This is a genomic window from Aeoliella mucimassa, assembly GCF_007748035.1.
Taxonomy (GTDB): domain Bacteria; phylum Planctomycetota; class Planctomycetia; order Pirellulales; family Lacipirellulaceae; genus Aeoliella; species Aeoliella mucimassa.
Map to the genome: position 1 here is coordinate 5,566,977 of NZ_CP036278.1, position 12,713 is coordinate 5,579,689.

Here is a 12,713-nt window from a genome sequence, read left to right on the forward strand (position 1 = left end):
GTTTGGGCATTACTAGGCGTCACTACGATGGCGAAGCAACCTTCATCGAATCGCATGTCGCTCGTCGAAGAGTACTTTTCGACGCAGGATGAACGCTTCGTTGAAACCCTGCGACAGGTCCAAGAGTCGAAGCTACTGGCTGTGTTTGCTAATCGCTGGAGAGTCGACACCCGGCCGTGGGCGCGTGAGCAGAAGATTGCTTATCTACGTGGTGAGCCTAACTGCATAGGGCATCAAACAATCGTAAAGCGATTGTTCAAGCAGGCCGAAGAAGATCGCGACCACGGGGTGGTAGCCGCCTGCGCGGCAATGTTCGATCGACTTGTTCAGCATCGCCGACGTACACGCTATCTCTACGATTGGCGGAGTCGTACCAGCTGGCAAGAGGAGTATCTATTCGCAACTTGCCCAAGGTTGCCCTACGGTGATCGCGAGCGTGAAGGGATCAATCCGTTTACCGGAGAGAAAGTGATGTTTCGTGCTCCTCCCCCTCCCCGGGACGCGATCTACTTTTCTTACCGTACGCGATATTACTTGCAGCGACGCGCTTGGCGCTACTTCAGGCGGCTGGCCACTTCGTCTCCCGAGCAGTACGTCGACGCGGCAACGACGCTACTGATGGAGTATCAGGACGAAGATTTTTCGTGCGGTGAGCGAATCCTAGATTCCTGGACCCTACTGCAACTGGCGTTTCGTGAACACCTTGCCCTGGAGTTTGGGCGGGCACGTATCCACTTGGCCGAAGGGGCGTCGCTCAATCAACTAAAGGCCGCCCCTCGTTTTAGGCATCTCTGGCAAACCGAACATGCGTTTGAGCAGTTAATGCATCTGCTACAGCAGGCTCCGAGCCGGTTGGTGCGGGTGTGGGCCATGCAGTTGCTGGAGCAACATCATCAGGAGCGAGTCGCCCTGTTGCCGGCCGATGAGTTGCTGGAGTTAATGACCAACGCCGACAAGGACATTCAGAACTTTGCCGACAGACTGCTAAAGGACTGTTCTGGCTTGGATCGGATTCTCCTGGAAGTATGGCTGGATCTGATTGAGCGTGCTCCCCCTAACGCCTTGGAATTGGTTTGCCAGGCGATTCAGCAGAATGTCTCTCCCGATCGGTTGACGTTGACCGAGTGCACCGAGTTGGCGCTTCGCGAGCCCACGCCGATTGCGAGCCTCGGGCTGCGATGGATGCAGGCGAAACCAGTGCGAAGTGAAGAGGACTTCGAGCAGGTCGCAAGGCTGGCTAATGTTCGCTGCTTAGCGATTGCTAAGGAAGCTGCCGAATGGGCGTTGTCGCAGGTGGGATCGCCGCACGAATACGATCGAGATCACGTATCGCAGTTCTTCGATAGTCTGGTGCCGAATGTCCGACTGCAAGCTTGGAGCTGGCTGGAATCGCCTAAGTGCCCCGGTTCGCAGGACCCCGTACTGTTTTGCCGATTGCTGGAAACCCCGTACGACGAATTGCGACTGCGTGTGGTCGACCTGCTGGAAAAGCGAAATCTCCCAGGTGAGGCTCGCAGTGGATTGATTCCCGTGTGGACCGCAGTGCTGCTGGGCGTTCACCGTGGCGGGCGGCAAAAGCTTAAAGCCACTCGTCAACTTGCCGCCGAGCTGATTCGACAACCCAATCAAGCCGACGAACTGCTGCCGGTGCTGGCTGCAGCGGTCCGTTCCATTCGCAAGCCCGAAGCTAGGGCTGGTATTGCGGCCGTGGTGTCGTCGCTCAGCATACAACCGGACCTCCACGCAGCCCTCGAGCGTTACCTGCCGGAGCTTGAGGTGATCGCAGAGGAGGCCAGTGCATGAAACTCGACGTAGCCTATCGTGGCCGAAGCGAACTCGTCGCGGGTAGCAGCGGTTCACGCTCACTACGATTTGCCACTAACCTGAACCGCGAAGCGGTGGCGTTCGATGCTGCACTGAAGATGCCATTGCGGTTTCGCGAGGCCATCTCGGCCTTGCACGACGTGGTGATAAGCGACCTCCGTTTCCAGCCTCGCGACCACGATGCTTACGACGCGTGGAAGAAGGGTGAACGACTTCGGGAGATGCAATTGCATCGAGCGGAATACGAGCGACTGAAGAAGGAAGTGTTGATTGGAGCGCATCAAGAGTTAGCGGGGGAGTTTGAAGAACGTTTCAAACGTCTGCGGAAGAAGTACTGGGATCTGCGAAACAAACACTCCATACGACTTCGGGTGCGAAATCCCGAGCTATGGCGGATGCTAATGCCAGCCGATCCGGTGGTGACTGTCGCTGACGATACCGTTTTCTTCGAGTGCTTCTCGGCCGATCAAGCGAGTTATGGTTGCTTAAATGTCGTGCGCGAGGATGCATTTGGGACGAGTTCCGAATTGCAACTAGGTACGACCAATGTCGACTATTCCTGGGCGTTGTACGATCACTTCCAGACGCTTCGAAGTTATCGAGAGACGCGGCTCAAAGTCGATCCCCAAGGTTTCGGGAGCACCACTACTGGTGCGGGAGAGCATCGCGAAGAGAAGATCGATCTACCAGAAGGATGGTTGCGTGGCTTTATGCAACTGCAGAGCGGGATGACGTTGCCGATGCGGCGAGTGACCCTGTCGCGCGATTCCGTTTACTCCCTACTCGCATGGCTCCGCCGGCATAAGGCCAAGCGAAGTCCCCGGGCGATTCGCTTCGAACTCACCCCTGGTGAACCACCAAATGTCGTCTTGGAACCCTGGGAGGAGCGAATTGTTTCTCATGGAACCAGGCACGATGGCAGTCCTGTGGAGCCAATCCGCATCTGGGGTGGTCGTAGGCTCTTGTCGTTGGCAAGAGTGCTGCCGTTAATGGAATCGTGCGATGTCTACTTGCTTGGCACAGGCTTGCCAAGCTTCTGGATTGCTAAAATGGGAGAGATGCAGCTTACCCTCGGCTTAAGTGGCTGGACTGCCAACGATTGGAGCAGCGGAGGATCGCTAGAAAGCCTTCTGCCTCCCGGTGAGCCAAGTCCCAGCCAACTGCAACTCGCCGCGAAATTGTTACAGCGAGAACGGGCGCTGCGCTTCGACGACCTGCAGGCAAGCATGGCCTGCAACATCGGCGACTGTGCTGCTGCTTTGAATCAACTGGCCTATTCGGGCCAAGTGATTCACGATCTGGCAGCAGGCGTTTACCGCTGGCGCCAGGTGATGCCGATGGCCTTGGGCGAGGCGGAACTCGGCCCCGCATCGCCGGAGGTTTCTGCTTCGCGAGTTCTATTACAGCGAAATCAAGTTTCGCTACTCGACAGCAGTCTGCAAACCTCCGGGGTACGGGTTGGCAAGGGGACCGTCGAGAGACATCCAGTGGAAGTCGTGATCGACGTGGATGGCATGATCAAACGCGGGAAGTGTAGTTGCAGCCATCACCATCGTGCTGGTATTCGTCGCGGGGCTTGTCGCCATTTGTTGGCGCTGCGAGCAGTGATGCTCGGGCAGAGTCCCACGTCGGACGCTTCGACCGACGCGTGGTATCATCGGTTACTGAACTTGTCGAGAAACTAACGAGATTGTTTGAGAGTTATTAAGTAGAGATTTAGATACAGCGAGGTGAGTCGGCTTTCCAAGACTTTTCTGCGGCGATACGCCGTGGGTGAGATTGGTTTCGATTGCATCCCCAAGGCCGTTGTTCGTTTGCAAGTGGACGCTACCGTGTCCACTAGCCAAGACGAGCTTGCAGCTCCCTGTGGACACGGTAGCGTCCACTTGCTTGAGTGAACGACCTTGGTCCGCAGCTGCGAAGTTGGGAAGCCGGCCACCTCGTTTTTTTTTGCACACACAACATAAGCAACTCGCGATGGGACTATTTGACTGGATTTCGAACCTGTTTGGTGGATCGTCATCGACGGCCAATCCACCAAAGCCTGAGAGCAGCGATAGCGCTGGCCCTCAGGGACCAGCATCGACATCTTCGTCGAGTAGCCCAGCCCCTACTCCTCCTCAACCACCGCGCCCCGGGCCGCCCGCTCCTCCCAAGTCGAAGCGACTGGAAGGACTCGATGCGTCTCAATTCGCACCGATTGAAGAGGCAGCCGCGTTGCGTCAAGCAAAGTCGATGCGGCTGCGTTTCTGGACCTCTACGTGGTTTGGCCTGCGCGATCGCATTCCGCCAGCCAGTGATGAGCGAACCAAACTGGTCGATCGGCTGATGGTTGCCGATGGCTTGGCCACCCCTGAAGAGCTGGCCGAGATCCATGAGGTTGGTGCAGAGATGGACCGCCTGCGACCGGCTTTGGACGATGCTGCAAAACAAGCAGGTCAGGCAGTCTCGCGGAACAAAGAGGACCGAGCCAAGCTGAAGGCGCAGAAAAAAGCCGAAGCTGCCGAAAGAAAGCGCCTCCGTGCGGATGCGATTGCCGAGCGAAAGCGAAACGATATCGTTTTCCTTGGTCGGGGAGTGTCGCGGGGATTGGCGGATCGAGAGTCGAATGCTGAGAAGCTGGAGGGGCGAGGACTTCCAGTGCTTCACACGCCGAGCGAACTGGCCACTGCCATCGACTTGCCATTGTCAACGCTTCGCTGGCTAGCCTATCACAACGAGGCTGCCGAGCAGGTTCACTACGTGCAGTTTCAGGTTCGCAAAAAGAGTGGTGGGATTCGAGTGCTGGCTTCTCCGCACAAGAAAATGCGGCGGGCGCAGCAGTGGATTCTCGACAACATTCTCACCAAGATCGATATTCACGAGGCTGCGCACGGATTCGTTGCAGGACGCAGCACTGTGACAAACGCAGCAATGCATGTCGGCCAACAGGTGGTCGTCAACGTCGATCTACAAGACTTCTTCCCCTCGGTTACCTTCCCGAGAGTAGAAGGCTTTTTCCGCAGTTTGGGGTATTCGGGGGCGGTGGCCACGATCCTCGCGTTGTTGGTTACAGAGTCACCCCGACAGAGGGTGCGCTACGCTGGCAAAGAGCTATGGGTGGCAACGGGGCCGCGAAGCCTTCCTCAAGGAGCTTGTACCAGTCCTGCTTTGTCGAATGCTATCAGTTGGACCATGGACACTCGGCTGACAGCGATCAGCAGCAAACTGGGGTGGAGCTACAGCCGATACGCGGACGATTTGACCTTTTCCACTGCTGGCGAAGCGTCGCAGCAAGTGGGATATCTGCTGGCGAGGATTCGGCATATCACGCAAGAAGAAGGTTTCGGATTGAACCGCAAGAAAACGCGGGTTCAACGTCGTAGTGCGCAGCAATCGGTGACTGGCATTGTGGTAAACGATCGCGCGGGAGTCGCCAGAAAGACTGTGCGTCAGCTTCGTGCGATACTGCATAACGCCAAGACCACAGGGCTTGCTGCCCAGAATCGCGAGGGTCGTCCCGACTTCGAAGCGTGGTTGCAGGGAATGATCGCCTACGTGCGAATGGTGAATCCCGAACAAGCTGCATCGCTGACCGATGCTTACGAACAACTGCGATACTAATCTGTTGGGTCGCCGGATCTCGCACGGCGATTAGTTGTTTTGGTTCTCGAGCACCTCGGGAGGGCACAAGAGGACGCTCCATACGCAGTGCGCGGGGCCATTCTCTACGCGGACCAGTAGGTTATTGTATCCTTTGCGGAAGTGAACGCGGCGATACCCTTCGCCCATCTGCCATGGCGATAGACCGTCGTCTTGCCAGATGACTTGATCATTCAATAGCACGCGGGCAGCATCGTCGCTGGCCACGGCAATGAGCATGTCTCTTGCCTCTTCAAACCATACGTCCGTGTAGGCGTAGTAAGTGCTGGCTCCATGCACCACCGGCGGCTGGCAACGGACTTGGTCGCTTTGATAGAACTCCCACTTCAACACCTGTTGAGGGTGCCCGGCCTGGTCGCCGTACTTGCCGTCGTAATACTTGGCATCGAAGTCGACCACCTGCTCGGGCGGATGGCGTTTGTTGAAGTCGATTTGCGATTCGTTCTCCCAAGGTCCAATCACGTACCAGGTGTCGATGTAGAGCCATCCGCGGCGCATACTATCGCTGGTGAACCGGCGTCCTGGCATTGCCTTTTGTAGAATGTCTCCCTGATCGAGTCGCAAATGCGAAATCGGTTTCTGGCGGAACGCCATGTCGGCTCCCTCCGACGACGAGTCGCGACGAAGCCCGCTGGAATCGCCCACGCCGCCTCCGCCAAAACCAGTGAGATCAATTACAGCCCCATAACCAAGGTCTTGCGTGGCCATCGATCGCATGGCCGACGAAGTGGAGAGGCTTCTGCCTTGTTGCGAAGCCTGCTGGGAGTTCCCGCTGTTTTTGCCAGTTAGCATCTCTGCTCGGGCTACCATGTCTTGCGCTTCGTTGGTCGCTTGTGCCAGTTGGTCGCGGAAATTCGAAAGTTCCCCAATCGTGCCTGGCATGGTTTCCGAAGCTTGAGAAAGCTGATTGGCCATGTCGGGACGCGCAGGCGTGGCCGCAAAGGCGTGGGAGCGGGCTTCGGAGTAAGCAGTGTTTTCCACGGTTGCTTCTTTGGCCGCTTCCATGTCGGCGTGAGCTTCGGCAATTTGACGTTCGATCTCAACGGCCTCTGCGTAGAGCTCCGCGGGGTCGGCATTGGTTGGAGAAGTAGCTACCTCCATTTTATCCGCCTGCGAGCTACTGGTGTCGTTCATTTCTGCCAGATCAGGCTTGGCAGTAATTGTGTCTAGCCGCTGGGTAATTCGGTCCGCTTGTTGCCTTGCAAGGGTCATCGAGTGATGCACGTCGTTCAGAGGACTCTCTTTCTGTATGTAACTGTCCATCTGCTCCGACAGTTCACTCAGTTGCTCCTTGTACTCCTCTGCCGACTGAGGGGTTAACGGCTGTTCAGCCACTTGTTTGGCAAATTCGTCGGTTGCTTGTTGGAGGGATTGGTCAAGTACGGATCCTTGAGTGTAAACCTGCTGGGCTACTTGTCCGGTGGGCTCGGTGACATCTTCGTTGTCAATGTAGATACGAGCTGAGGCGCGATCGGTATCCATCACAATGGCAATCTCATGCCATTGCCCCCAGTTGAACGATCCAGCGCGTGCTTTAATCTCCCGCCGTTGAGACCCCTCAGGGCCGATGGTGATGAGCTTCACAACTGCATTATGATTCTCCGTATCGACCGCCAAGCGAAATCCTGAAACCCAGGAGGCCGATGTGTTTGATACGAGTGCTTGGCTTCGATCTGCGGGGAACAGCTTGGTGTCTAAGGCAATAGCGAATTGGGTGCCAAGATCAATCGGCCAGAGGTTGATTTGATCGTGTCGAGTGGTACCGAAATAAGCCATTTGCTCAGTAGAGAGTGAAAGGGATTCAAACGGTTCTTTCTCTGCTCGATGCAATTGCTGATCCGCTTGTTCAAAGCTAAGTGATTTGTCCAAAAAGTGAGGCTCTCGAACAGATTTACCAGCCTTGTGAGTTACTTTGTCGACGAAGTCCTGTTGAAGAGGCCACTGATGCTTGAGTTTCAGATTGCTAGCCGGTGTCGAGGAGTCTTCTGATTCTTGCAGCGAGGGTAAAGTGCCCTCATAGACGCGCACGTTGCTAACAAATCCCCGAATACCGACTTGGCTCCCTGTGACATTTGCGATCGTCAGGTTTCTTATCGCCGCTTGCGCCGTAGCGTTCGCCACTTGGTTGGTAAGCTGCTTGATCTCTTTTAGCAAGAGGTCTTTTTCGAAGTGGAGGACATCTTCAAAGTCGCGTTCTCTGAATTCGCTAAGCAATTCACGCTGCTCTTGAAGTATCTCATTTCGTAGATCACGCAGTTCTTCAACCACGTCTTCAAGTTCTTCCTTGCCCTTGAGTTCGGCTTCCTCACGCAATTTGCGGGCGCTATCTTCGTCGAGTTGTCGTTGCTCTCGTTCCAGGCGTTCGTGTTCCTGTCGGGCAAGTTCACGCTGGCGAACCTCTTCGGATCGTTGTGACTCTTCTTTCTGGCTGAATTCCATCGTGGTCTTCAGCCAGGGCGCAAGGCAGGCGAGAAGTACGACATGAATCAGTACGGATGCCAGAACAATGTTCTTCATAGGGTCACCGATTATAGCGATCGTCGTAAGTTCGAATGCCCACGTTAGTTAAGCCGCGAAATTGGCATACATCCAATAGTTCAACCACCAACTCAAAAGGAGTTTCATGATCGGCATCCAAGCGTATCCGGCGGTCGATGCTCGTGGCAGCGACGCTTCGTAGCCGAGAGTGAAGATCGGTTCGCGAAATCTCTTGCCCTTGCCAGAAAACACGCCCTGTTTCGTCGATACCAAGCACGATCTGTTCGTCATCTGGAGGAAGTTTGATCGCGGAATCGGACTCGGGGGGGATGATATCGATGTCCCGAATCTCCTTCTTATACATGGTGCTTACAAGGAAGAAGATCAATAGCAAAAAGACGCAATCGATTAGCGGACCCATCGATACTTCTGCGTCAGGATTGGCTCTTTTTTTAAGTCGCATATTGCTTAGTCCAGACGCTGAGCGGACCCTGTGTCGCTGAGTGCATAGTCTCGCAGTCGAAATCGGATGTTGTTGAATCCGATAAGCTCAAGCTTGTCTTGAACCGTAATCACCTTTTGGAACGGGGTTCCGCGTTCCACCACTACGGTAATTGGCAATTGTTCCCCACGCGTGCGGATCACTTGATTCAGCCAATCGTTGGGAGAAGTGGTGAGCGCAAAGGTGGCTGCGCCCCAAGAAGTTTTACCCGTAGGACGATAGATTCCTCCGTGGCGATCAACCCCCACAAATGAGCTGTCTTCCATTGGATCGGTCGTAATGGCCGATGTGTCGTCGGACAAAGTGACTGGGATCTGTCGTTCGAATCGCTTGATCATACTGGTCACCAGAAAAAAGATGAGCAGCAAGAATACACAGTCGATCAATGGCGAGAGCATCACCCCTGGCTCAGAGGGATTCCGCCGACGTTTGCGCATGTTCACGTGGCTGCTCCATGGAGTTGGGGGATGGGGGGGCGGAGGCACTTCTCGGATCGAGGAACCAGTATTTGAGTAACTTTTCTGTTTCGTTTTCGATGGCAAACCCAACGTTGTGTACTCGGTGACGCGCCCAGTAGTAGGCAATCACCGCGGGAATCGCTAGCACCAAGCCTACGGCTGTAGTGATAAGGGCCTTGGAAATGGACCCTGCGAGCAGCGAAGCGCCACCTTCGTCGCCGAAGACCTCGACCAGCTTGAACGACTCAATCATACCGATCATGGTGCCTAACAACCCGAGCAGAGGAGCAACACCAGCGATGACACTCAAAAAGTTGCAGCGAGACTCCTGCTGTTCGATCTCACGAGCACCGATGTCTGCCGCAGTAGACTGCAGGATGGGGAAATCAAGATGACGATAGTCGACACAGTGTCGAATAATGTCGGCCGAGACGGATTTGTGCTTGTCGCAGAGTGCTCGAATCTGATCGTATTGCTTGCTTGCAAACAGAGGAGTCACTTCTGCGAACAACTGTTTCGGTACAAAACGATTCGTTCGAACGGTCAAGAAGCGTTCGATGACCAGCGACAACAGAGCGACAGACAGGATACCGAGGAAGACCATAGTCAGTCCACCTTCGAAGAGCTCTTCAATCCAATTCACCTGTACGAGTTCTGAGTCGAGTGGGTTTTTTACCGCGTCGATCTCTTCCGCAGTTAAGGTCTCTTCGGTTTGCAGCAGGTTATCAGAGGGAGGATCTTGAGCGGTCGCGATCGACGCCCAGCCTGACAGACTAAACAGTAACAGGAGGCAGGCGAGTCGAAACGAAGGTGTGTACTTCATGTTCAAGATCCAGGAAGGCAACACAGGAGGGAGACTGGGCGGGGGTAGCACAGGAACGCATTTGCGACAATCACCGGCCATTATAACCAGCAGGGGTACTGATTGCGCGGTGTGCGTCGTTTCTCGGTAGCGCCCCCGTATCGCAGTTGATTGTAAGTCGAGTGGTAGCCTGTTCGGAGCCGTGTAGGTTTTGTGGTTAGGGCGGCAGGGAAGGCTGGGCGAGGCTTTCGTGTCATGACAGGTCTCGCCAAAAAACGAATTGGTGATGGTTGAAGCGATTATAGCGAGCTGGCAATAACTAGTTTTTAACAGGTGATTACATTCTAACCCCAGACTCCAGCCGCAAGCTAGACTTTTGCGGTTTACCTGTGCAATTTCAGCTGGAAGAGAACGTACCCCTAAGAGGTAAGATCGATGCGTGCAGTTCGTGCGATATTCGAGTCTCACATAAAAGCAGCGATCAAGGTGTGCGCAAATCATCCTCCGATTGCGGTGATCGTCTCGTTGTTGGCTGCTTCGGTGGTGGCCGTGATCGACTTTCTCGTTGGCGACAAAGTGCCTCTCGTGGTGCTCTATCTTCCCTCCATCATGATGTTGTGTTGGGCGGTGCGACCAATGTGGGCGTATCTAGCTGCGGGAATCTGCTCGTCGGCATGGATGGTCGATGATCTTCTCGTGTTAGAGAGGCATCACGTTAGTCCGCACAATCTGTGGATTGCATCGGTGCACTTTGTGTTTTTTACCGTGATTACTGGCATGCTGGTTCGATTAAGGGCCGCTCACGAACGCGAGCGACTCTATGCCCGCACTGACGCACTCACAGGATTAGCCAACTCAAAAGCGTTTCATGATGTTGCCGATCGAGAACTGGCGCGGGCCAAGCGATACGAAAACCAAATTGCGGTTGCCTTTATCGACTGCGATAACTTCAAGACAGTGAACGATACACTCGGGCATCGAACAGGAGATGCTCTGCTCAAGACCATTGCCGAAACCATGGAGGAAGGCGTGCGAAAAATGGACACTGCCGCCAGGATGGGGGGAGACGAGTTTGCTATTCTTCTTCCCGAAGCAACCATGGAAGATGCTCAGATGGTAATCTCTCGCTTGAGAGAGACACTGCTCGCCCGCATGGAAAAGAATGGTTGGCCAGTCACGTTTAGTATCGGTGTGGCAATCTATAGAACCCTGCCTGACTCCATCGAAGACATTATCCACAGTGCTGATGTGTTGATGTACGAGGTAAAGCAGAACACGAAAGATGCAGTCACTTTCCAATTGGTGGCTTGATCTCTAGTTCGCAGCGAGGCAACGGTGATGTCCCTGTGATTGGTGCTGTCGATACAGCCGGCAAAGTGCGGTAAACCCCCACAGTGTACGTAATCGACAAAGCTCGCTGATTTCTGGTTTAGAGTCTGCTGCTATCACGATGATGGAAAGGCAGCGAGGTGCGCACGCTCCTCGGCCATGACCATTCGTACGGTGATAGTGGAGCAGATAACGTGTCGTACCAAGCCGTCCATTGGAGCGAGGGGATGTTTCTCGCTCCTCAGCACTATCAATTGGCAGATCGATTTAGTGCGCAGACGCTACAACGCGACATTGATTGGACTCGCCCGTATGGTTGGGGGATTCGCGATATTGAAGTCGACCAGGAATCGCTTGCGAATCACCGCTTCCTGGTAAGGCAATTGCGGGCACGATTGCCAGGTGGCGAAGTGCTTTCGGTGCCCGATGACACGACCTTGCCAGTGATCGATTTGCGAAGTTGTCTGCAGAAGGATGCGACTGTTCGCATCTTTTTAGCGGTGCCGCTCCATCATCTGGCGAGAGCCAATGTCGCGGAGTCGCCTGAGAGTATTGAGGCTCGATATCTAGTTTCGAATGCCGAAGTGCCGGATGAGAACCTGGGAACCGATGCGCGAACCGTGCAAGTGCGACGACTCAATGCGAGACTGTTGACTTCGCAGGAAGATCATGCTGGGTTCGAGACTTTGCCAATCGCCCAAGTGCGGCGTTCGCATCGATCGACCTCAGTGCCAGAGATTGATCCGACCTATGTTCCCCCACTTTTGGCATGCGACGGATGGCAGCCGCTGCATGCGGAAGTGCTCGGCCGACTGACCGAGCATCTAGGCAGAAAACGGTCGGTATTGCAGGCGCAAGCTACCAGCCGCTCGATCGATTTCGATTGCGCCGGGCAAGGCGAGCGGTTGTTGCTAGAGCAGTTGCGGGTGCTTAATACAATCACAGCCGAGTTGGCGGTCGATATTCAAGCAGTCGGCATTCCACCTTTCTTTGCCTACCGCCAATTGGCTTCGATCGTTGGTCAGTTGAGCGTGTTTGCATCAGAGATCGGTTTGCCGACAATTCCTGCCTACAACCACGACGAACTTGGAAAATGTTTCTTTAAGCTCCGCGATCTGATTGAGCAGCAGTTGGACGAAGTCGCAGAACCACGGTACGAACAGCGTCCGTTCATGGCCGAAGGCACTCTCTTGAATGTTGAGCTGGCCCCCAATTGGTTCGACGAAGGGCATCTACTGTTGGTCGGAGTGAGAAGCTCTCTAGATACCGATGAAGTAGAGCAGCTGTTCCGGAGTGGTCGGTTCCTGAAAGTAGGGTCGCGAGATCGCGCGAATGAACTCTATCTGCAAGGGGCCGCAGGTTTGAAGCTCACGCGAGTCGGTCACCCTCCGCGAGCGTTACCCCTCAGTACGAATGTCTCCTACTACTTGGTTGAGAAAGACGAGGCACTCGGCGAATGGCGCGAAGTGATGCACTCGCTCACCTTGGCGGCGAGATTTGGCGAACAAGTCGTTATCGATCATCTGCCTGATGGTCAAACGATTGTGGTGAATTTCCAGGGGCACACTAGCACGCTAGCACTATCACTGTTTGCAGTGCCAAAAGCGAAAGCAAGGGTTCCCTTTGGATTCGAGGCATCGAGCACCGACATACCGCTGACTGTATAGCCTGTCGATGC

The 12,713-nt window shown here is 54.8% G+C and carries 9 protein-coding genes; 5 read left to right on the plus strand and 4 right to left on the minus strand.

The features are described from left to right. The first annotated feature begins 27 nt into the window (after positions 1-27). The 3 genes from Pan181_RS21880 (at position 28) to Pan181_RS21890 (ending at position 5,427) form a co-directional block, all read left to right on the plus strand. The gene (locus Pan181_RS21880) at positions 28-1,803 is read left to right on the plus strand and encodes a hypothetical protein (protein WP_145250156.1); all 1,776 of its coding nucleotides are present in this window, start codon (positions 28-30) and stop codon (positions 1,801-1,803) included. Further along, positions 1,800-3,509 (plus strand): metal-binding protein, encoded by a 1,710-nt coding sequence (locus Pan181_RS21885; RefSeq protein ID WP_197528583.1) that lies wholly within the window; start codon positions 1,800-1,802, stop codon positions 3,507-3,509. Before Pan181_RS21880 ends, Pan181_RS21885 begins: the two co-directional genes overlap by 4 nt. A gap of 292 nt (positions 3,510-3,801) precedes the next feature. Further along, complete coding sequence (locus Pan181_RS21890; protein ID WP_145250159.1) at positions 3,802-5,427, plus strand: reverse transcriptase family protein; 1,626 nt, start codon at positions 3,802-3,804, stop codon at positions 5,425-5,427. Positions 5,428-5,457: 30 nt separating this feature from the next. On the opposite strand, the gene Pan181_RS21895 is transcribed toward Pan181_RS21890, so the two are convergent. From Pan181_RS21895 to Pan181_RS26315, 4 genes are read right to left on the minus strand one after another with little or no spacing between them, the layout of a single operon-like run. Further along, positions 5,458-7,983: a hypothetical protein gene (locus Pan181_RS21895; protein ID WP_145250162.1), complete on the minus strand. Its 2,526-nt coding sequence runs from the start codon at positions 7,981-7,983 to the stop codon at positions 5,458-5,460. Positions 7,984-7,987: 4 nt separating this feature from the next. Next, on the minus strand, positions 7,988-8,407 hold the full coding sequence (locus tag Pan181_RS21900; RefSeq protein ID WP_145250165.1) for an ExbD/TolR family protein: 420 nt from the start codon (positions 8,405-8,407) through the stop codon (positions 7,988-7,990). Between the two features lie 5 nt (positions 8,408-8,412). Then, positions 8,413-8,883 carry an ExbD/TolR family protein gene (locus Pan181_RS21905; RefSeq protein WP_315861146.1) on the minus strand — a complete coding sequence of 157 codons (471 nt, stop codon included), beginning with the start codon at positions 8,881-8,883 and terminating at the stop codon, positions 8,413-8,415. Next, positions 8,855-9,727 (minus strand): MotA/TolQ/ExbB proton channel family protein, encoded by an 873-nt coding sequence (locus tag Pan181_RS26315; RefSeq protein WP_197528586.1) that lies wholly within the window; start codon positions 9,725-9,727, stop codon positions 8,855-8,857. Before Pan181_RS26315 ends, Pan181_RS21905 begins: the two co-directional genes overlap by 29 nt. A gap of 492 nt (positions 9,728-10,219) precedes the next feature. Between Pan181_RS26315 and Pan181_RS21915 the strand changes: the two genes are divergently transcribed. Both Pan181_RS21915 and tssK read left to right on the plus strand, forming a co-directional pair. Continuing rightward, positions 10,220-11,017: a GGDEF domain-containing protein gene (locus Pan181_RS21915; protein ID WP_197528587.1), complete on the plus strand. Its 798-nt coding sequence runs from the start codon at positions 10,220-10,222 to the stop codon at positions 11,015-11,017. Between the two features lie 212 nt (positions 11,018-11,229). Beyond that, a complete protein-coding gene (gene tssK, locus Pan181_RS21920) occupies positions 11,230-12,702 on the plus strand; it encodes a type VI secretion system baseplate subunit TssK (RefSeq protein WP_145250177.1) in 1,473 nt (490 codons plus the stop codon). Positions 12,703-12,713 lie beyond the last annotated feature (11 nt).